General features: G+C 57.5%; 16 protein-coding genes and 1 pseudogene. 5 read left to right on the top strand and 12 right to left on the bottom strand.

Annotation, left to right across the window (positions count from 1 at the left end; genetic code table 11):
- Nucleotides 1–298: 298 nt before the first annotated feature.
- The 6 genes from ACVW1C_RS29585 to ACVW1C_RS29560 all read right to left on the bottom strand — a co-directional run bounded on the left by ACVW1C_RS29585 (nucleotide 299) and on the right by ACVW1C_RS29560 (nucleotide 7,167).
- On the bottom strand, nucleotides 299–1,180 hold the full coding sequence (locus ACVW1C_RS29585; RefSeq protein ID WP_456761318.1) for a TauD/TfdA dioxygenase family protein: 882 nt from the start codon (nucleotides 1,178–1,180) through the stop codon (nucleotides 299–301).
- 466 nt (nucleotides 1,181–1,646) lie between these two features.
- Complete coding sequence (locus tag ACVW1C_RS29580; RefSeq protein WP_456761317.1) at nucleotides 1,647–2,789, bottom strand: amidohydrolase; 1,143 nt, start codon at nucleotides 2,787–2,789, stop codon at nucleotides 1,647–1,649.
- 66 nt (nucleotides 2,790–2,855) lie between these two features.
- Nucleotides 2,856–4,100, bottom strand: a complete 1,245-nt coding sequence (locus ACVW1C_RS29575) for an ABC transporter substrate-binding protein (RefSeq protein WP_456761316.1) — start codon at nucleotides 4,098–4,100, stop codon at nucleotides 2,856–2,858.
- A gap of 69 nt (nucleotides 4,101–4,169) precedes the next feature.
- Complete coding sequence (locus ACVW1C_RS29570) at nucleotides 4,170–5,021, bottom strand: carbohydrate ABC transporter permease (RefSeq protein WP_456761315.1); 852 nt, start codon at nucleotides 5,019–5,021, stop codon at nucleotides 4,170–4,172.
- A complete protein-coding gene (locus ACVW1C_RS29565; RefSeq protein ID WP_456761314.1) occupies nucleotides 5,018–5,992 on the bottom strand; it encodes a carbohydrate ABC transporter permease in 975 nt (324 codons plus the stop codon). The genes ACVW1C_RS29570 and ACVW1C_RS29565 overlap by 4 nt, the downstream gene beginning before the upstream one ends.
- Nucleotides 5,989–7,167: an ABC transporter ATP-binding protein gene (locus ACVW1C_RS29560; protein ID WP_456761313.1), complete on the bottom strand. Its 1,179-nt coding sequence runs from the start codon at nucleotides 7,165–7,167 to the stop codon at nucleotides 5,989–5,991. Before ACVW1C_RS29560 ends, ACVW1C_RS29565 begins: the two co-directional genes overlap by 4 nt.
- Nucleotides 7,168–8,375: 1,208 nt before the next feature.
- Here ACVW1C_RS29560 and ACVW1C_RS29555 point away from each other — a divergent pair.
- The 3 genes from ACVW1C_RS29555 (at nucleotide 8,376) to ACVW1C_RS29545 (ending at nucleotide 11,696) form a co-directional block, all read left to right on the top strand.
- Complete coding sequence (locus ACVW1C_RS29555) at nucleotides 8,376–9,521, top strand: pyridoxal phosphate-dependent aminotransferase (protein ID WP_456761312.1); 1,146 nt, start codon at nucleotides 8,376–8,378, stop codon at nucleotides 9,519–9,521.
- 11 nt (nucleotides 9,522–9,532) lie between these two features.
- Entirely contained in the window at nucleotides 9,533–10,402 is an 870-nt protein-coding gene (locus ACVW1C_RS29550; protein ID WP_456761311.1) for an isocitrate lyase/phosphoenolpyruvate mutase family protein, read from the top strand.
- A gap of 385 nt (nucleotides 10,403–10,787) precedes the next feature.
- Nucleotides 10,788–11,696, top strand: a complete 909-nt coding sequence (locus tag ACVW1C_RS29545) for a LysR family transcriptional regulator (protein ID WP_456761310.1) — start codon at nucleotides 10,788–10,790, stop codon at nucleotides 11,694–11,696.
- Between the two features lie 398 nt (nucleotides 11,697–12,094).
- Here ACVW1C_RS29545 and ACVW1C_RS29540 read toward each other — a convergent pair whose 3' ends face one another.
- From ACVW1C_RS29540 to ACVW1C_RS29530, 3 genes are all read right to left on the bottom strand, one after another.
- A complete protein-coding gene (locus ACVW1C_RS29540; protein WP_456761309.1) occupies nucleotides 12,095–12,601 on the bottom strand; it encodes a DUF2285 domain-containing protein in 507 nt (168 codons plus the stop codon).
- Between the two features lie 40 nt (nucleotides 12,602–12,641).
- Entirely contained in the window at nucleotides 12,642–12,881 is a 240-nt protein-coding gene (locus ACVW1C_RS29535) for a transcriptional regulator domain-containing protein (protein ID WP_456763209.1), read from the bottom strand.
- A gap of 186 nt (nucleotides 12,882–13,067) precedes the next feature.
- Nucleotides 13,068–13,328, bottom strand: coding sequence for a DNA -binding domain-containing protein (locus tag ACVW1C_RS29530; RefSeq protein ID WP_456761308.1), 261 nt, complete (start codon nucleotides 13,326–13,328; stop codon nucleotides 13,068–13,070).
- A 537-nt stretch (nucleotides 13,329–13,865) separates the two neighbouring features.
- Between ACVW1C_RS29530 and ACVW1C_RS29525 the strand changes: the two genes are divergently transcribed.
- Nucleotides 13,866–14,099: a helix-turn-helix domain-containing protein gene (locus tag ACVW1C_RS29525; protein ID WP_456761307.1), complete on the top strand. Its 234-nt coding sequence runs from the start codon at nucleotides 13,866–13,868 to the stop codon at nucleotides 14,097–14,099.
- Between the two features lie 318 nt (nucleotides 14,100–14,417).
- Here the strand turns inward: ACVW1C_RS29525 and ACVW1C_RS29520 are convergent.
- Nucleotides 14,418–15,051, bottom strand: a pseudogene (locus tag ACVW1C_RS29520) (ISNCY family transposase); the annotation flags it as partial.
- A gap of 946 nt (nucleotides 15,052–15,997) precedes the next feature.
- Here ACVW1C_RS29520 and ACVW1C_RS29515 point away from each other — a divergent pair.
- Nucleotides 15,998–17,182 carry an IS3 family transposase gene (locus ACVW1C_RS29515; protein WP_456761306.1) on the top strand — a complete coding sequence of 395 codons (1,185 nt, stop codon included), beginning with the start codon at nucleotides 15,998–16,000 and terminating at the stop codon, nucleotides 17,180–17,182.
- A gap of 173 nt (nucleotides 17,183–17,355) precedes the next feature.
- On the opposite strand, the gene ACVW1C_RS29510 is transcribed toward ACVW1C_RS29515, so the two are convergent.
- Nucleotides 17,356–18,105, bottom strand: coding sequence for an SDR family oxidoreductase (locus ACVW1C_RS29510; protein ID WP_456761305.1), 750 nt, complete (start codon nucleotides 18,103–18,105; stop codon nucleotides 17,356–17,358).
- Between the two features lie 519 nt (nucleotides 18,106–18,624).
- Nucleotides 18,625–20,529, bottom strand: a complete 1,905-nt coding sequence (locus ACVW1C_RS29505) for a UbiA family prenyltransferase (RefSeq protein ID WP_456761304.1) — start codon at nucleotides 20,527–20,529, stop codon at nucleotides 18,625–18,627.
- Between the last annotated feature and the right edge of the window lie 832 nt (nucleotides 20,530–21,361).

Below are 21,361 nucleotides of genomic sequence, written 5' to 3'. Positions count from 1 at the left end.
TTCGTTGTGACGGCGGCACTTCGGGTGGAGCGAAGAGCAGAGTCTATCAAGTCCAGTGCAGCGCATCGAAACTGACGACGGCAAAGCGAGGCGCTGAACAGTCATCAAGATTTTATACTCCTCGGCCGGCGCCTGGTCCCCGCTAACGGCGCTCGGACTTTGATGCCGTCGTCGTCGGACGCGCGCTGCACGGACTCTCGGTCGCGGGAACAGCCGCCTCTAACTATCGGGACTACCGCACTTCTTACCGTCGCCGCCAGCGACACATGTGAACTGCAGGGACTACAAGCTAAGGCGACTACGCGTACGGAATTGGTGGCTCTCCCTCCGTCATGATATGCCACAAGATCCGTCTTTCGGTCGAACCGAAGGCTTCACGTCGATGAAGCGTGTAGCTATTATCAAAAACGAAGAGGTCATCGACGCCAATCACGTCCCCCCAAATGCTGCTGTAGCCTTCGATATAGGCCCATAGTAGGTCCGAGAGCTTCTCACTTTCTTCGATGGTTAGCCCTTCGATAAGACATTGTCGTTGGCGCGGGGGATATAGCGATGGCCTCCCGGTATTGGGGTTTACGCGCACCAGCGGAAAGCTAGGCCCAATATGCCGACGATCGGCTCCTTCGGGGAGCGCCGCGATCTGCTCAGCATACTCAGCAGCGAAATTATGCTCTGAGTAATGGATGCAACGCAGCTTGCTCAGATATGACGTCAGACAGCGAGGCAGGCGATCATAGACTTCGCAAAGGTTCATGAACATGGTCTTCGGCGGGTTGGTCTTGGGCGACTCCCGTCCATACAGAAACGTCAATTCAACCGGACACGGTAGATAGGTCCCATCCGTATGCCAATAGTTCTCTGAGGAACCACCGTCACCGATGGGCCGGCCATCATCGTTTGACACATTCGAAACAACCTTGATCTGAGGATGAGCACCCAAATGCCTAGTCGTTGTCGCTGTCGTGCGCTTAAGGGTTTTGGTCTGCCCGAAGGCAGACGCCAGGCTGACAAATTGTTCGGGCGTCAAGTGCTGGTAACGAAAGCGAAGCACAAGGTGCCTATGAATCGCGGTACGGAGCGCAGCAACAACCACGGCGTCCTTCAACTCGGCAATTTGGCCGAGATCAATATTTCCGACATCCGCTCCGATCGAGGGAGATAGCTCTGTTATCGTGAACACCTGGGCTCCTTTCCAGTCTCTGCCATCTGATTATGCCGACGATAGCCCGTAGCTCCGCCGAGCGGCATCTTTCTTTCTGAGATGTAAGCGGCCTGGGATGTAGTCTCTTCCGGAGCGTTATTGGAAGCTTTAGCAGGCTCGGCATCTTGTCGCGGCTCCCGAAAATGACGCATACAAGGCTGTCAACTTATAAGCTGGAAGGGCTTCTTGACGCCCGCGGTCGCGACATCGTCATAGAGAATGCCGCCTTTTCGTTCTGTAGGGGGCGTAAACGACAACTGAGGCGGGTTGCGGGAGGTCGCGCGGTTGCGGCGCGGAAGCCTCGAGCAAATTGTCAACGGCGGCCAGTCCACGCCGGTGAGAGGGCCTGTTCCTGGAGCGAGACGGATAAGCTGGTGAGATAGACTTCATCAGCGGAGATTGCTTCTCGGCAATCGATAGTCATACCTGCGGAACTGACAACGATTTACCCCTCTAGCGATGCCGTCGCGACCTTTGCCATCCACTGCGCGCCGATGGGAATAATTTGATCGTTAAAGTCATAACTTGCGTTGTGAAGCACGTGACCATTCTTCGCGGGACCCGATCCAATCCAAATGTATGCCCCAGGCACATATTTAAGATATTCTCCAAAGTCCTCGGCAGCCATACTCGGCGGGAGGTCATGTCGAACCGCCAGGCTGAGTTCATCCGCGGCTTTGCTTGCAATTTCGGCCTCTTGCAATGAGTTAGCCACAGGAGTGCCGGGACGAAAGTCCAAGTCGATTTCGACCTCGAAGGCCACGCTGAATCCTTTGGCCATCAGCCTGATGCGCTTCTCTACCAAAGAAAGAACCTCGTGAGACAAGGTTCTGACAGTACCGCTGAGTGTTGCAGACGCTGGAATTTGGTTACGCGTCGTCCCGGACTGAACAATACAAACAGAAACGACTGCCGACTCCAGTGGGTCAACATCACGCGACACAATTGATTGGAGTGCCCCGACCAGATAACCCAGCACCATATTTGGGTCGCTGCTCATGTGAGGCATGGCGGCGTGACCAGATTTTCCGGTAATACTAATATCCAAGGCCGAACTGGCCGCCATCACCGCGCCCCGGTGAATCCCAACTGCGCCAACGTCCAAACCTGGCCAGTTGTGCAGACCAAAAATTCGATGGATTTCGAACTTCCTGAAGAGGCCGTGATTGACCAAGATTCTCGCTCCACCGAAGCCCTCTTCCGCGGGCTGAAAAATGAGGTGGACAGTACCCATCCACTTCGGGCTCTTCAGCAGTAAAGCGGCGGCGCCGAGAAGCATAACGATATGGCCATCATGCCCGCAGGCATGCATGACGCCCGGCCGCCGCGATTTGTGGGAGAAACCGTTCTGTTCTTCTATGGGAAGACCGTCCGTGTCTGCGCGAAGTGCAACGCACCGCTCGGAGCCCTCACGCACAATAGCACCAACAACTCCCGTGTCACCGAGTCTCTCGATACGATTCACACCAAGCTCAGACAGCTTCTCGACAATGAAATCCGCCGTCTGATACTCCTTGGTCGACAACTCCGGATTCATGTGCAGTTGATGCCGCCACTGAGTCAGTTTAGCTATTAGATCAGAATGCATTTTGACGTTCTTTTATTGCTGACTTTTGAGCCATCGTTCTTCGGGTCGAAGCTCGCTGACCATCGCTCATAGGTTTCCCATTGCTTTGCCGCACATTTTTTCAGGCGGCAATAGAGTGTCCACGTCTTTTCTGAGGTTTGAAAGCGCTGTGACAGGATCCTGCTTCCGCAAGACAACAAGGCGGCAGTAGTCTTCGATGGTCTTGATGATCTTTGAGTTGTTTTGGCCCGGGAACGAGAACCAACCCGTCATCATCGGAATGCGCTGAGCAGCGACGAGGTGTTCTGGATGTTCCTCGTAGAACCTACCAAGCCCCCCTCGATCGTTTATCGCTGCGATGTTCACCGGCGCATACCCAGTGGCGTGGACCATGACGTTTTGACCGACCGGTCCGACAGCGAACTTGATGTATTCCCAGGCTGCCTTCTGTTTCTCCGGATCATCAGTCAGCATGACGATGCCGTTGCCGGCGGCGGGGAGCTTGGCATTTGCCGAAGAGACTGGGAACGGCCCGACTTTCAGGTCGAATTTGCCAGCCGCCGATTGCTGGTAGCCGCTCAGCGCGCTGCTTGCGGTAAAGATGATCCCGAGAGTTCCGGCCCGAAACGCCTGGCGGGCCTGGTCTCTTTCGAGCGCAGGTTGGCCTTCTCTCTCAAAGCGTTGCAATAGTTGCAGGGATTTAAGGCCAGCCGACCCGTCAAACTCGATCTTCCTTTCGTTTTCGCTCATCATGCGGCCATCAAAACTGCCCACAAGCGTTTGGAACGCCCATCCATTATTCGTGTATTCGACGTAGAAGCCGCTGATACCCGCCCCTAAGGCACCGATCTTCTTGCCAAGTTCGATCACGCCATCCCAGTCAGCAGGTAAGCTATTGGGGTCTCCGCCAACCTTCTTCACGAGATCTGCGTTGTAGAAGAGCACTGGAACGGAAATTGCGAACGGCAAGCCATAGGTTTTTCCACCGTATGACGCCAAAGATGTCATGACGTCGAGAACGCCGATCGTCTTCCAGGCAAGATCCCGCGCGATGAATTCATCGAGCGGTACGGCCATTCCACGATCCGCCAAAGGTCGGATCTGGTTCAATCCCTGGTGAGAAACGTCGGGCATTTGCTTCGTTATACTCTGCCTCAACGTTTGTTGAACGAGGTTGTCGTAGTCGGCGGCGGGAGTATCAAGAACGACCATGATATCTGGGTGCGTATCCATGAAACGCCGTGCGAGCGCCTCATACAGACTTTTCAGAGAGGCCGGAGCATAAGAAACCCGGATCGTTACTCGGTGCGCAACGGCCTTTAAGATCGGCATTGCCGCTACAGCCGTGGCTGTCGAGAGTAAGATCCTGCGTGAAGGAAGCATCGGTCGATTTCTGTTGGCCTATTGTTTGACAGCCCCTCCGGTCATTCCTTCGACAAACCACTTCTGAGCGGCAAGGAAGGTGATAACGAGAGGCAGCACGACGAGCGTGGATGCGGCCATGAGGGGGCCGTAGTCGTTACCGGCCTCTTCGTTCTTGAAGGTCATGATGCCGAGCGGCGGTGGCATCAGTGACTGGTCGCGCACCGCGATCAGCGGCCAGAACAGATCGTTCCAGTGCCCGACCACCGAGAAAATCGAGAAGGCGATGACGGCCGGCAGCGCCATCGGCACCATGATCCGCCAGACGATGGCCAATTCAGAAAGACCGTCGAGGCGAGCGGCGTGCACCACATCGTCGGGAATAGTCTTGAAGAACTGCCGGAACAGGAAGATGCCGAATGGCGAGACGACGTAGGGAAAGATGAGCGCCGCATAGGTGTTGAGGATGCCGAGCTGATATCCGAGAATGAAGAGAGGTAGTGAGAGCACCTGGTGCGGCAGCAGCAGGCCGATGAGCACCATGCCGAAAAGCAGGTCGCGTCCGAGAAACCGCAGCTTGGCAAGTGCATAGGCGCAAGGGGCGCAGACGAGAATCTGTAGCGCCAGGATCAGAGCGCATACGATCAGGCCGTTGCCCATATAGCGCAGCAACGGCGCTTCGGTCAGCGCCTTGGTATAGTTCTCAACGCCGTAGAATTGCGCGGGCCAGAGGGAGAAGGACGCGCGGAAGATCTCGCCCGGCGGCTTAATTGACAGCGACACCATCCACACGAACGGCACGAGAATGAGCGCTCCGGTGGCAAACAGCACGGCATGTCGAAGAATGGCGGCGGACGATGACAAGTGGTTGGTAGAGGTGGTGGCGCTCATTGGTAGTGCACCTTCCTGTCCATGACGCGGGCCTGAATGAGGGTAAGCGTCACGACGATGGCGAGAAAGACGACAGCAACGGCCGCACCATATCCGGTGCGCAGATATTCGAAGCTCTCCCGATATAGCGTGTAGAGCAGAACCTCAGAGGCGTGGCCGGGCCCGCCTTGAGTAAGCACTTTCACGATGTCGAAAGCCTCGAACGCTCTCAGCGCCACAACGATGACAACGAACATGGAGACGGGCCCGAGCATGGGCAGCGTGACGGTGCGCAGCCGGTCCAGGCAATAGTCAGCACCGTCGACATCGGCAGCATCATAAAGATCTTGCGGGATGCCCTTCAGACCGGCGAGAAACAAGACCATGGCATAGCCGAGGTTCTGCCAGATGCCGATAACGGCCAGCACCGGGAGGGCCGTATTCTCGTCGCGCAGCCAGTTGGCGGTCGGCAGGCCGAAGGCGGCGAGCGCCTGGTTGACGAGGCCGATCGTGGGATGCAGCAGCGCCTCCCAAGCGATCGCCATGGCCGTGAGCGTCGACATGAAGGGCAAGAAGTGGATGGCGCGGTAGAAGGCGCGCAAGCTCTGCCCGCTCTCGATGAGGAGCGCGATCAAGAGGCCGAGGACAACTGTGCCTGGCACAACGATCAGAACGTAGGAAACTGTGTTGACGAGTGAGGACATGAAAGCCGCGTCGGCGAAGACCTCGCGGAAGTTGGCGAGGCCGACGAAGGAAAGCGAACGCGCCCCGAATTGCCAGTCGGTGAGTGCGATGGCGAATACGCCAATCACCGGCAAAAGGAACAGAACGAGCAGAAAGAAGACTGCCGGGCCGGCCAGCGTCCAAGCCGCCAGCGCTTCCGTAAAGGCATGCCTGCGCGCCGATGAGTCGGGTGTGGATAGGAACGTTTGAACGCCACCGGTCGCGGACGAATCGTCGGAGGCGCCGGAAAGAGCAAGAGGCTCGCTCATCGAGCGATCTCCCGGATCGGCGTGACCGATGCCCGGCCGGATTCCACCTCCCGGCGTAAACGCCGCCCATCACGAGCGAAGAGAAGCACGCGGTCCGGCCGAACGCCAATATGCAGGGTCTGGCCGGGAGCGATATGAGGCGCCCGCTCGGCGAGGAGCCTGATGATCAAAGGATGATCGACGCCCGCGAGATCGAGATGGACGAATAGATCGGAGCCCATATGCTCGATCATGCGCACCGAACCAGTCAATGCGCTTTGCCCGCCGTGGTCAGCGAGATGAAAAGCCTCCGGGCGAATGCCAAGGGTGAGAGCCGCGCCAGGGAGTGCGTCGGCATCGATCGTGAGCGTCGAGCCGGCCACATCGATCAGGCGGCGCTCGCGCACCACACCGTCGAGCATGTTGATCTTGGGCGAACCGATGAATTCGGCGACGCGCCGGTCGTTGGGATCGGCATAGATGTCCTGTGGCGGCGCGACCTGCAGCAACTCGCCGTCGAGCATCACCGCGACGCGGTCGGACAGCGTCATGGCCTCGGCCTGATCATGGGTGACATAGACGAAAGTAACCCCGAGCCGCTGGTGCAACTCCTTGATCTCAGCACGCATTTGCACACGTAGCTTGGCATCGAGGTTAGACAGCGGCTCGTCCATCAGGAAGACAGCCGGATGGCGCACCATCGCGCGGCCGACCGCCACGCGCTGGCGCTGGCCACCGGAGAGCTGCCCCGGTTTGCGGGCCAGCAAGTGGCCGATGTCGAGGGACTTGGCCGTGCGGGTCACTTCGACGTCGATCTCGGCAGCGATCCGCGCCGTTCCTGGCAGCAGGCGGTCGAGTAGAGGAAGCCTCTGGAAGGCCGAGAGCCGGCGCATCCGGAGTGGTAGCGCCATGTTGGAGGCGACCGTCATATGGGGATAGAGCGCGTAGGACTGGAAAACCATGGCGACGTCTCGCCGCTTCGGCCGTAGTCCATCCACTCTCTGTTCGCCGATCGAAACCGAGCCCGCGTCCTGTATCTCGAGCCCCGCTAGGATACGCAACAGGGTCGATTTTCCACAGCCCGATGGACCCAACAACGTCAGGAACTCACCATCCGCTATCGACAGTGAAACGCCACGCAAGACCGACGTCGGGCCGTAATTCTTTCGGATGCTGTCAATCAATACGGATGCCATAGTCGTTACTTCCACATCATGATGAAGCCCTTGCGGAGCACAGCAACGAGACCATTATCACGTTTGAACGTGGTCGCCGGTGTGCGAGACCATAGAAACTCGAATTGCCACGGTCGGATGACATTCATCTAATAATTCGATATGAACTTGCGCAACTGCGATAATTTGTGGGCTTCGGGGAGCGAATTAGTCGCAAGATGAAGAAGTGTTCGGCGTGCCTTCGCGGCGATCGCTCTCGAATAGAGCGTGATGCGGGCGGTAAACAGCCTCGGCATTACCCTGAGTTCGCGGACTCGTTGTTCTGGAAGCCTATCTCGGCTCAAGCTCACCAAGCGGCGCGGTCGCAGCAGCAAATCGAACTGATTTCGGTCGACGCTTCGCGGAAGCAAGGGAGACGATCGCGCGAAACGTATGCGTCGGCGCGGCAGGACGGAAGCGAACCGCATCGTCGGGCGGACCGCTCTCACAACCCTTCCCTAAACGTGCTCGTTCAAACCTTCAGGCATTTTCATCCCAGAAGGGAGGTGCCGTGATCGACGTCATCACCTGATTGTCCATGCCGTGGACCACGGACAGCTTCGAGGTGCGGATCATGCGCCGGGTTGTGCCGTCCGTTCCTCAGAGCCTTGGGAGATCTATCATGATCAACTGGTGTGCGTGGGGGCGCCGCAATAGGTCGCCGGACGTAGGCTTGCCTCGCTAGAGCCATCCCGCTCCTGACCGTTACGTCCTGGCCTGATGCGCTCCCCACACGTCTGCGCGCCACGAACATCGAGGACGGCGCTATCGTGCTGGGCCGGGCGCTACAACCACCACTATCTCGCACTTCCGGTGGTGACGACTGGCAAATGCTTACTGGTCGCCCGCAAACTCTTCGCTCCAACCTGCTCGCCGGAGGCCTCTCGCCGTGTAGAACAGGCGCGTCCCCAGCGGCATACGGTACTGCGCCTATGCGATCGATCGCAGCCGAAATACCTATCTCGCCCGTGAGATATGCCGCTGGAAAACGCATTTGAAGGCATGCTGAGCTGCTATGCATAGCATCGAAACTTTCGATCATTCCTTTTGAAATCGCGATAACCCGATTGGTTAGGCCGTTTGAGGGCGAGTAGAAGTCCTTGCAAGTCCTCCTTCTAGTTCGCAGGTCTTCTACTTTGTCTCTCCTTGCAAAACGGCTCAATGTCGTCCGTCCCTCTGAAACCAAGGCCATGACAGCTCGTGCCGCCGAACTGCGAGATCAGGGCATCGATGTGATCACGCTCAGCCAGGGCGAGCCAGATTTCGACACGCCCCCCGCGATTCGCGAGGCCGGCATCCGCGCAATCCTCTACGGGCGGACAAAATATACGGCGGTCGCCGGTATCAAGCCGCTGCGCGAAGCGATCCGCAACAGCTTCTGTACCGATCACGGGCTCGATTACGGCATCGACCAGATCACCGTCGGCTGTGGCGCCAAGCAAGTCGTATTCAACGCGCTGTTCGCCAGCCTCGATCCGACCGACGAGGTGGTGATCCCAACGCCGTGCTGGGTCTCCTACCCCGACATGGTCTCACTCGCTGGCGGCAATCCAGTTCTTGTTGCCTGTGATGAATTGAATGGGTTTAAGCTACGCCCCGATGCGTTGGAGGCTGCGATCACACCACGCACGAAGTGGCTGATGCTGAACTCGCCGTGCAATCCGACCGGCTCGGTCTACAGCCGAAGCGAACTACTCGCGCTCGCTGCGGTGTTGCGCCGCTATACCCATGTCCATGTGCTTTCCGACGACATTTATGAGAAGCTCACTTATAACGTTGACTTCGCTACCATGGCTGCCGTCGCGCCGGATCTCTACCAGCGCACGCTGACGGTCAATGGCGTGTCCAAAGCGGATGCAATGACTGGATGGCGCGTCGGTTATGGCGCGGGGCCTTTGGCTCTGATCAAGGCCATGAATCTTATCCAGGGCCAGACCTCCTCGCACACCAGTTCGATTTCGCAACATGCCGCCGTCGAAGCGCTGTCTGGCGACCGAAATCATATCGAACAATTCGCGAACGCCTTTCTGCAGCGCCGCGACCTCGTTGTTGCAAAGCTGAATCAAGCCAAGGGGCTTTCGTGCCGCATTCCGGACGGTGCTTTCTATGTTTTCCCCTCCTGCGCAGGTGTCATCGGCAAGCGCACGCCGAACGGCGAGGTGATCGAAACCGACACCGATTTCGCCATGTACCTGCTCGACGGTTTCGGCGTGGCCGTCGTGCCCGGCAGCGGCTTCATGGCCTCGCCCTATATCCGCATCTCCTATGCCTCGTCGCTCGAGGACCTCACCCACGCCTGCGACCGCATCATCGCCGCTTGCGCTGCCCTGTCCTGAAGGATCTCCCGATGTCCCCCGCCAAACGCCTCCGCGCCCGCATGGCCGAGACCGGCCTCGTCCACATCATGGCTGCCCATAGCCCACTTTCAGCGATCCTCGCAGAAGAAGCCGGGTTTGATGGTCTGTGGGCCTCCGGCTTCGAGCTATCGGCGCTTTATGGCCTGCCTGACATGAGCCTGATCTCGATGACACAGCATCTGGAGATGCTGCGGGCGATCGCTGGACGCACAACACTGCCAATCGTCGCCGACATTGATACGGGCTACGGCAATGCCATCAATGTCATCCATGCCATCACCGAATACGAACAGGCCGGCGCCAGCGCGGTCGTCATTGAGGACAAGACCTTTCCAAAGGTAACAAGCCTTGTTGCCGAAGGGCGTCAGGAACTGACGCGCATCGAGGAGTTCCAGGGCAAGATCGAAGCTGCCATCACGACACGACGGGACCCGGATTTTCTCGTCATCGCCCGCACGGAAGCTTTGATCGCCGGCCTCGGCGAAGCGGAAGCCTTGGATCGGGCGCAAGCCTATGTGGAGGCTGGCGCCGACCTGATCCTGATCCACTCGAAAAAGAAAGATCCTTCTGAAATCGAAAGCTTTTCGCGCGCCTGGACGGGAGTGCCGCTGGTGATCGTTCCGAATGCCTACCCGGATCTCGACGCCGAGCGGGTCAAGACGCTGCGTAATGTCCGCATGATGATCTACGGCAACTACGGCATCCGCGCTGCCGCAACGGCGATGCAGGAGATGTTCCGCCGAATCATTGCCGATGGCGGGGTTCAAAAGGTGCACAAGGACATTTTGCCAGTGGAGGAGATCTTCAGGCTTCAGAAGATGCATGAAGTTAAGGCGGCCGAAGCTCGCTTCCTTCGCTGAACGCGGCCTTTGGCAGCTCCCTCCCCGGCTAGATCTCGAAATGATACTCAGCGCCCGAGCTCGGCTTAGGAGCCATCCTGGCGCTGTTGGGACAATTTGATTAAGCGGCCTTGTCCTCGGGACAGTCGCGACGCGCGCGCCAGCTGTCAACTGCAGAACAATGATCGCGCCACCACGCTCTCGTGCGCTTGAAAATGTACCTCTGCCGCCGACGGCAATTGAAGGAAGCTCAACCGTACGAATCGCACAAAGAAAGCGGGACTTTTCGCGCGAGACACTATCGATAAGCATTAATCCGGCTATACACATCGAATAATATGATGGAGCATTGTTTTGGCAATGGCCTGCCGTGGTCACCAGCAGACATAAAACACCGGAGCATAGGATGGCTGCTGACCACGATGAGGTGCCGCTCAATGCCATCCGGGCGTTCGTGACCATTGCGCGGGAAGGAAGCGTAACGCGAGCGGCTATCGCATTGGGAACAACACAGAGCTCGGTCAGCCGCTATCTGGCTGTGTTACAGGACTACTTCGGTGCAGACCTCGTGGAACGGAGAGGTCGGCGGAGCGAATTGACGGAATTCGGAAGGCTTTTCGTAAACACCGTTGCTGAACCGCTCGATACGGTGTGCTTTACCGCTAAGAGAATGCGGCGCCGGAATCGACCGGACGCCAATCGGATTGTCGTCCGCACGTCGCTTTCCACCTTCGCTTACTCCTTTTTGATTCCGAATCTGCAGGCGTTTTCAACCGAGATGGGTGGCGTAATCGTGGACGTGATCAGTTCATTGTCTCCGCCGACGTCCTCCGACAATTTCGACATCCTGATTACGCGGGATCTTTCCGTCATGGAGCCGGCTGACGACTGGGAAATCTACAGTGAGACGCTCGTATGCGTGGGCTCTCCGAACCACGTGGCCGGAAAAGCGCTCTCAATTGTTCGTTCAATGCCAATTCTGAACATCACATCCCGGCCCGACATACTGCCCACCTGGCTAAGGGCAATGAACCTGGCCGCAAAAGATATAAAGTCGGGGGCGCGATACGATCACAATTACCTTGCTCTGCCGGCAGTCATAACCGGAAAATGCCTATTGGTGGCACCTGAAATCATAGTCAGCGATCTCGTGCGCGAGGGCGTTCTGCACGTGATACCAGGATCGCGCACTCCCAGTGGCATGCAATATCGGGCCTATGCGGTCGACCGCAGTGACAATCCCGAAGTCGCTCGTGCTTTTTGTCGATGGGTCGCTCGGCTCTGTAAAAAGGCCGCAATTCCGGAAGCGGCCTGATATCGCATCAGGTTATATCAGAATTCAATCATTGGATCCGAATGCAGACGCGATAGCTCCGCTTGATGAGAGAAGCGGCTTGGCGGAATCTCTGGCCGAATGTGCTCGGGCAACCTGGTCGATCATCGATGGAAAAGAGAGCTTGACGCCTACGGCCATTGTTATCGAGGTTGCGCACGCCGACCTGATATTCACCCTACCCTACCTACCCTACCCTATCCTATCCTGCGCGCCCACTAACGAATTGGGCGCAAACGAGAAACCTCCTAGTGTCCCCGTCCCGCGCCTTGCCCTGCTCGGCCGCCGAACTGGTAAAACCCGGCCATAGCGGCTTGCCCGATACTGTCCCCGCAGCCAACACGGCGAAGGCTTCAGTGCGGCCAGGATTGGCCAAGAACTCAGGAATCGTAGTCCTTGTCTTTGCCCTTGTGACGTAGCAACGCGCGATAGCCGCCCCGGATGAGACGCAGTCCCATCTGGACCGAGCGAATGGTCCGACTGCGTAGATCGTGTGTTTTCCAGCCTCGATCGGGAATGCGATGCTCGCCAAACAGACCTTGCGCGATTTTGCGATAGCCGTTTCCTTCCAGCCATCCATCGGCCGCTCGCATAGCGAGGATGTGCCGATGCCGGGCCGGGATCGAAGGGGCAAGAGGCGACGGTCCGATGGAACGCCCTTCGAGGGCCAGCCAAAATCGATGTGCTGCCCGCAAACGAACGTCGAAATCGCCGTCAAGCGGCAGGTCGACGGCCACCAATGAGCCGCTTGATGGAAGCTCTCTTAGCCAAAGGCGATGCTGCGCTTCCCCAAGCGGCACGATAGCGTGCCATCCGTCGGGCGCGTGACGAAGCTCGCTGCCCGCCGGTTTGGCGATATCCAGATCGTTGCCTTTGGAGGTCGCCAAACCGATCGCCGCGCGGACGGGTAGCACGGTCGACAGCGCCTCAGGCGCCCAGAAAATGGCTTGCTCGTCGAACGTCCTTTGCGGATCGGCGACGAAACGTCAGCCCCCACTTCCGTCGGAACTGCTCCGCCATCGCGCTCGATTCTTCCCCGCTGACCAGGAGCTGATAGTCTCTTTGGTACTCACGATCGCGGCGTAACCACTCCCAGGCTATGTCCACACTTTCTGCTTTCCTGGCGTCAGGATATGCTTCCGCCGATCTCCAGTCAGCACCTACCATCATCACTGCTTTCCCCGTACGTTTGTCACGCTACGCGACGGAATTGCAGCCCGACAAATGTGACGATTTCTGGTTGCGCTCATGCTCCCATTCAGTGTGGATGCACTTGCGCGATGGAGTGATCTACTTTTGCGATTGGAGAGAAGGGGGTGTCCGTTCTAAACGCACTCACTGTTCACTCTTCGGCTAACCGCGGCGAAGGAGATCGCGATATCCATGACGCGCCACCCATTTGGCGCGAGCCAGATGACTGTCGAAAGCACGCCGCGCGCGATCCGGCTCGAGGGTCGGATCTACACCAAGCACAATGCGCGCGACTTCGCGCCAATCCGCATGATCGGCTCCGGCATCGAGAAGGCGCATATAGGTCACGGCCTGCTGCTCGTCGTATGGCGTAAGCTCGGGCGTACTGGGCGCCAAGTCTGCGATCTTGGAATCGGGCGGCACTGAGAACTCCTAACAAACCGAAAAAACCTCTATATATCTAAGCATGGTAGCCGTATTCATGGCATCTTGGTACCAACCGATTGTCGCGGGCTGCAGGAATATTTCCTGCCAACGTTGATTAATGACAGGCATCGGATATTCTGACCCTGCGCCCCTCGCCGTTCGCTTCAATTTGTTCACTCCGCCTTTCGCCAGAGCGCATATCGCAGTCCATATCGCTCGGAGCGCGATCCGCGGGCTTGCCGTCCAGCATGCATCGGCATCCCTTCTTGGTAGCAGACGGGATAGAAGCGAGCGGTTTGGCATGCTCGCTGGTAGATGTTTTGGCGGCGCGGCCCACCTATCGGGGCAGAACTCTGTTCTCAATTGCGAACTCCAGGTGACAGAAATGAGAGGAACATGCATCGAACAAGGGTGCAGCTGACTTGAAAATGTCTGCCTGAAAGCGTCGTGCGTTCATAGTTACCTCTCTCCCGCGGACCATTTTGTCGATTTAAAGCGGTGGGTCAATAAGCAACAACTCGCTCAGTTTGGCGCATGGACTGGCGCCAGGTTGTTGCGATGAACTTGCGGAGGATTCGGCGGGAACGTGGCTTCTCGCAGGAGACGCTTGCATATGAAGCCGACATCAATCGCACCTACGTCAGCAAGCTGGAGAAAGGAGCGACCTGGGTCGGCCTGGAGATTCTGGTGAAGCTCTCAACAGTGCTTCAGGTCGAGCCGAGCGAGTTCTTACAGCGTCCAGCTCGACGGGCGGCCAGGAAAAGTTAAGTCACTCGGTTCTTCTCCGGAGGCCGGCTGCAGAGCCGGAATAGCCGCACGATTAAGTTGCTTGTCGTGAGCTGCGGCGCAGTGACATTGGTGGCCAGAAACGTGCTCCCTTTCTCCAGTTGTTGCTCCCCAGCCAGGTGAGCGAAGGAGGCCGGTCGCACAACTGGTCGGCATTGCGAGCGCCGATGTCGCGCTCGGTCCTCGACCGAGCGCTTGCAAAGCCAACAGACCGATGACCGGACGTGGTCAAGGCCCCCTGCCGCCGAAGACGATGGCGCGTCACGCCCAGCCTTGAGCACGGTCGATCACCGGTCTACTTCATACCACCGCTGCTCCGTCGAGCAGCTGGGGCTTTTCCGGTGATGTGACGATCACGTCGGTTTGTGCCGCGATTTCCCCGGAGCCAAGCAACAGTGCGCTCGCTTGCTCGCTGCGCCACAATTTGAGACGACGTTGAAAGAGTTCGGAGTACTTTGCTCGGATACCTTGACGAGTGGATCGGGGCGTCGTCGCTCTCGCTTGGGCCAACTGCTCCTGCATGGCTCGGATGTCGCCCAGTAAGGCGACCGGATTCAGGCCGGCATAGATTTCGTTGACGCAAGCGCGGAGGCATCAGGTGTTCTTGCTTCGGCAATAAGCCGCTGATGTGGGGTCGTGGGGGCGCTTTACTTTTTGTGGACACGCGCTCCCTCGCGCTCCTTTCGGATCAATTTGGACGACGACTGGAAAAAGTTCACGAACAAGCCAGCCGAACGGTAAAGCTGAGCCAGCAAAGCAGCCGCTTCGAGCCCAAGCCCTCGAATCGATGGTAGCCGACCATTCGTCGGACCACCGCGCCGTTCTTCTGCTCGACAAAGGCCTGATCGTTCTTGCGATAAGGGCGACAGCGCGTGAAGAAGATACCAGCCTGTTCGCAATACATCTTCAAGCTCTCATTCATGAAACCGTTGTCACAAAAACGGCTGTACCGGTACCCGTCCGGATGCTCTGCAATGTACTCATCCCACAGCACCTGCAAGGTCACATGCTTGCGCTTGAGCTCGCGGGCAATAACGGACCAGTCAGGCTCGGCCACCTTGCGGCGACCCGGCCCCCCGTACAACAGTTGCTCCAGTCGGCGACCGCTTCGATCATATGGAAGGTTCTAGTTCCAGAACTAGGCGCAGACATAGAAGCTCACATCGGCTCACAAACTCAGCAGCCGATAGCCGATCGCTTACCACTCCGCCAGACGGGGTTTCCTTGCCGCTTACCAATGAGCATGAGTCGGTTAGGGTCGATTACACCGAGCCGCGCGTCCCAAACACGCACAGAAGCAACGCTCGGAACTCCCTTCAGCTGCTTCGGATTGCACATTGTCTCGTTGACGGACTGCAGCTCGCTTTCATTCAGGGGACCTGAGCCTATGCCGATGCCCGTATCACTCATCGATCACCCCACGAACAGGGAGCCGTTTTCGGCCGTTAGATTGAGTCGGCTGGATCGCCGACTGGCGTCGGACCAGTCCCTTGTTTCGCTGCCCCTCCGCATAATCGCTGTGAAGCCACTTTATAGAGCGCCAGCGTGCGGCTGCGTGCAGTTTATATGGGCTGAATTCGCGGAGCTGCAGCTCAAGGCTGCGCTTTTCCATCAACAAGACCAAGCGCAGAAGACGCGCAATTGACTGTTGTGGCTTAGCCCTGCTCGCCTCCTCTGAATTCAACAAACGATTGAAATGCAGACTCCCTCAGTCGCTTACTCGAAGTACACGTAAAAGCGAGCCTCGACACTCTCACGAGGCTTTGCATCCGGATACGCGCGACGATCGTCGAACGCCGAGTGAGGCGTCTTCGGATTGACCTGCCACTGAGTATTTCCTCCAGAAGGAGTTAGAGTCCGGCCCGAAGAAGGACGGACAGATGAAGCGAGCAAGGTTCACGGAAGAGCAGATTATCGCGGTATTGAAGGAGCATGAGGCTGGGGCGAAGACGGCTGACCTGGCTCGCAAGCATGGGATCTCCGAGGCGACGATCTATAGTTGGAAGGCCAAATTCGGCGGCATGGATGTCTCTGAGGCCAAGCGGCTAAAGGCGCTGGAAGAGGAGAACGCGAAGCTGAAGAAGCTTCTGGCGGAGCAGATGCTCGACGCGGCCGCCCTTTCGCGAGCTTCTTTCAAAAAAATGGTAGGGCCCGCCGCCAAGCGCGCTGCGGTCGCGCATCTACAGGCCGTCATGAGCCTGTCGGAACGGCGGGCCTGCTCGATCGTCGGCGCGGATCGGAAGATGATCCGTTATCACTCCAGCCGACCTGCGGACGCGGCTCTGCGCGGCCGGTTGCGCGACCTCGCCAACGAGCGGCGGCGGTTCGGCTACCGCCGGCTATTCGTCCTACTGCGACGGGAGGGAGAGCCCTCGGGGATCAATCGGATCTACCGGCTTTATCGCGAGGAAGGGCTCACCGTCCGCAAGCCGCGGGCTCGCCGCAAAGCTGTGGGGACCCGTGCCCCGATCCTGATCGAGGCGAGGCCCAACGCGCGCTGGTCGCTGGACTTCGTCCACGACCAGTTCGCCAACGGCCGGCGCTTCCGCATTCTCAACATCGTCGACGACGTCACTAAGGAATGCCTGGGCGCCATTCCGGAGACGTCGATCTCAGGACGGCGCGTCGCCCGTGAATTGACGGCAATCGTCGAGCGACGCGGCAAGCCAGGGATCGTGTCTGACCATGGCACCGAGTTCACCTGCAATGCCATGCTCGCCTGGAGCAAGGACACGGTCGTCGATTGGCACTTTATCGCGCCGGGAAAGCCGATGCAGAACGGCTTCATCGAGAGTTTTAATGGCCGGATGCGCGATGAACTGCTCAACGAGACCCTGTTCTTCGATCTGGATGACGCCCGCGCCAAGATCGCCAACTGGGTCGCCGACTACAATATCCGGCGGCCTCACTCGTCGCTGAAATACCTGACCCCCGCGGCCTATGCCGCCCACCTCACCGCAACGGACGATCGGCTGCGCAACCCCGACCAGCTCCGCCGATCGTCCGTTGCTCCACCCGCGCCACTTGGCGTACAAAGCCCCGAGACTCTAACCGCTGCCGGATGAAAATTCAGTGGCAGGTCAGTTCGCACCAGTATCCGTCGCCATCGTTTCGCAGCCGGGCAAATCCACCGTTCAGAGCGTCAGCGCCCCGCGACCAATGACGCGCATTGACCACCTCGCTAGAGGGGCCTTGAGCGGCTTTCGTCCTGGCGGTCGACTGACCGCCGTTGCATTTGCTACAAGTCAAGTCGCTTGAAAATCTGCTCTGGCATCAGCCGGATGATCAGCATCACAAAGAACCATATGGATCGAACGTAGATCACGTCTTGGCGTCGGTCGAGGCCTTTCAGTATAGCTTCCCCCAACTCGTTAGGGATGGCGGTGAGGATCGGTGGCAGTCTCATATTGTTGGTCATTCTGGTTCGTATGAAGCCGGGCTTGACCGTCATCACATGAATGCAGCTGCCGCTGATCGCCATGCGATTTCGTAAACCAGAGAGAAATGCTGTCAGCCCCGCTTTTGCGGAGCCGTAAACATAGTTGGAGCCTCGCCCCCGGGTTCCTGCAACAGATGAGATTCCGACAATGGACCCGTGTCCGCGTACGACAAATCGTTCGGCAAAGAGGCCGAGGATGAGCGACGGGCCCTCATAGTTTGTTCGCATAATCTCTCGAGCATAATCAGGGTCAATCTGAGCGCGAGGTTGCTCTCCAAGAAGGCCTATCGCTGACATGACGACGTCCGGAAGATCGGGCAGCGCGTCGACAAAGGCCACGAATGACCCGGAGTCGAGTACGTCAAATTGGTGGATTGTGACTTGACTACCCGTGCGAGCCGAAATGTCGTCGGCCTGACGCTGTAGTTCAGGCAGCGAGCGTCCCGCGAGCCGCACTGTCCAGCGATTGCCGGCGAAGGCAAGCGCTGTTGCCTTGGAAACGTCCGACGTGCCGCCCAGGATGAGAACAGTTTTTTCGGTTTGAGTCATGGGCTCCGCCCCTCAAATTCCAATTCGTCATGCAAGGTGCGACCTTGGTTTTTCGGTCACGTCGATCGTCCTTCACTTTACGGAAGAACGGGCGATCACTCGTCTGCTTCAAAGGTCCTCGTGACTGCCTGGCATCCTTTGCCAGATAACACCAGCTCCTGGGGGATGATGAGTATCGAGCTCGGCCAAATAGAAAACACATCGAGCGTGCTGCAAAGTCCACTCCAACGGCTGAAGGTGGCTCTATCCTTTCCAACGCAGGCTAAACGCACCTTCGGCGTACACCCGGACGAGTGACCAAGCGAGATCGCCTGGGCGAGTGCCGATTCGTAGCGTCTCCGTAGCCCAGCATTACGGCGGGCGCCCACCGGATCGCCCTGGCCGTCACGTCGGGTAGCATCAGCTGTGGATGGATCATTTTCGGTCTCGATGATAGGTTATCGACGCAAACCGAAATCGCCCTCACGGTTCGCTCAGTTCGCTACAAACAGAATTTGGCGCCTCGAAATCTTGGATGCATCAAATGGCTATGATGACTATGGCAATCATCGAAACGATGGCTATTGCGCTGGTACGGTCCCTCAATGCATAGACGACAGGGTCGTCGTCCATTAGGCGCCGGTGCGCCATCATGAGCGCCCTGCCTATCCAATAGAGAAGAATCGGACAGATGAGCCATAGTGACTTCGGGTGTCGATAGAGTAACTGCACATCGGGCGATGTAACATAAAGTGCAAAGATTGTGATCGCGTTCAAGCCAGCTGCAGCAGCTAGAGCGGCAACGACATCAAGGTCGCCAATCCGGTAGTCACGGTCTGGACGATCCGGGAGGCCGCGGTCGAGCCTCGTCGTCAATTCAACGTGGCGCTTGATTAGCGCGAGCGACGTGAAGACGAACATAGAGAAGATGAAGAGCCACTGCGAAATTAGAACTTCAGCTGCCACACCACCCGCGACAATGCGTATCGTGTAAAGCATTGCCAGCACAATGACGTCCACGAGCATCTTGCGCTTCAAATAGACAGAATAAGCGCTTGTTAGCAAAAAATAGCCAACCAGTACGCCGACGAACTCCGGCGAGATTGTGATTGCCAGCATTAAAGAAAGCAGGAGCAACGTCGGAACCAAAAGCAATCCGGTCTGAATTTGTAGGAGGCCACTTGCAAAGGGACGCGCGCGCTTACTAGAGTGTTCTCGGTCCGACTGAAGATCTACTAGATCGTTGAGAATGTAGACCGCTGATGCGCAAGCGCAAAAAGCTAGGAAGGCGATCAGATCATTGATGATGGTAGCCAACGAAAATTGATGCGAGGTCGCCAATGGCAAGAAGACAAGGAGATTTTTGACATAGTGATGGACGCGAAGGGCCTTGAGCCAGACCGACCTGCCGACATCTAGCGCGACGTAGTTCCCTTTGAGCGCGACGAGCCGGCTCTTTACCGAATTGGAGAGGTTGACGCCGTACGCTACATCGGCGATCTCCCACACTGGAAAATCTGAGGAACAGTTGCCGATGTAGTCAAATCCGTTCTTACCGAACGCAGCTATAAGGATCTCGGCCTTAGCGGGTCCCGACAAGTTCGTATTTGCGTCAGAAGCAAACCAACCATCGAAGATGGCCAAGTGATCTACGATGGCTTTTGCATGCTTTGCGTTGGCTGCCGTAGCTAGGTAAGTCTTTCTGCCCTGCGCTCTAGCAGCATGGACGAGGTCCATAACGCAGGTGTTGTAGGGGAGCGTTGTATAGTCCAGTTCGGACGCCTGGGCAAGGTGATGCTTTACGGCTGCCTTGCCGTTAATCAAAGCCCGGGCGGCTGCAAAATTCGCGTGGAGCCCACGAGGAAAGACATTCAAAAAAGACTCAAATAACACATCCGTCAGCAGCAAGGATCCGTCCAGATCCGCCACCAACGGCTTATCGCGGAGAAACTCCGTATCAGCGGCCTTAGCATCATCGCTGGAGCGCCGGGTGCCATTGAGAACCTTCGCTAGAACGTCATCGAGTTCGATCGCATCACCGATATAGACAATGTGGCCTTCTTGGTCGACGACGAAGGAGGTAGGAATTCGGCAAGAAGAGCCGGGTTCCATCCATTGGTTGGATATTTCGCCCGTATAGTCGAGCGCAATCAGAAAGTTTAGATTCGGGAAATTTTTGGTCAACCATGCGTCCAACTTCGTTTGGGCCTCGTCCGCCGTTCGAGCGCGCACATGGGCCATGACTCCGATAACCTGAAGTCCGGCGTCTTTGTGTTTCTCTTGCATCTGTATCAGATGAGACATCGTCGCCATACATGGCATGGACCAAGTTGCCCAAAATTCGATGACGTACACGTTTCCGAGTTGGAAGCTCGTGAGGGGCTGGCCGCGTAGCCAGTTCTCCACTTTGATCGGAGGAGCGAGTGACCCCATACGCAGCACCATGGTGCTCTCCATTGCCAAGCATTGAACAACTTCGTGAGCGAGCTCGCTTCTCTCTCAAACACGGGGCGCACCGTTTACAAGAGAAGGAGTTCATCGCTTCTTTGAGCGTCTAGGTGTAATCGCGCCTTAATCAGTGTTGCTGGTCTTATAGCAACGGCCATGCCAAGATCGCTGGCATGCGCTAAGCTTCTGATTCGCCTTGGACGAGTTTGTACATCGCAAACAGCGGTCCGCGTCTTTAACTGAACAGCCATTGTAATTTGTCAAATACCGGACATAGTGAATCGTTGTTGCGACATCAGCGCGGCGATCAGCATGTCTGGCGTGCCGCGCGGTAATGACGAAGCTGCTGAGGACCAGCAGAGGCATCAGGAAGAGCGCGCCTTGCAGGAAGCAAGGCACAACTAGAGTACTAAACAAACCGCCAGGAAGCTCCACGGAATCGGCTTTGCAGCCTGGATTGGCTCCGTCGGTGACGACAGGGGTGGATCGCCCCGAGCAGGGCGGTTTCATCTAGTACCGGCTGGAGACGAAATGCTCGCCATCGCGAAGCGCGCGCGGCGATAGTCGCCTGCCGTCGTTAGATGATGAATTCTTTGTCGGTCGTATTCTGTCTGAAAATTTTCGAGGTGGTCGCATGATAGCTCGGGCGCTTCTACTGGTCCTCAACCGTCAACGCGATATGACCACCATGTCCCGTTCGCGCTCCGGGACCTGGTCGCGATCGCGGCACGGTTATGATGAACAGCAGGAAAACGGCCGCGGAAAGCCTGTCGAAGACAATGGTTCTTATTCTTAACAAGTGCGCCGTGTTCCTCCTGTGGAAACGCAC

This window comes from Bradyrhizobium sp. USDA 4011, assembly GCF_054063415.1.
Note: the sequence above shows the minus strand (reverse complement) of the source record. Positions and strands in the feature narration are given on the sequence as shown.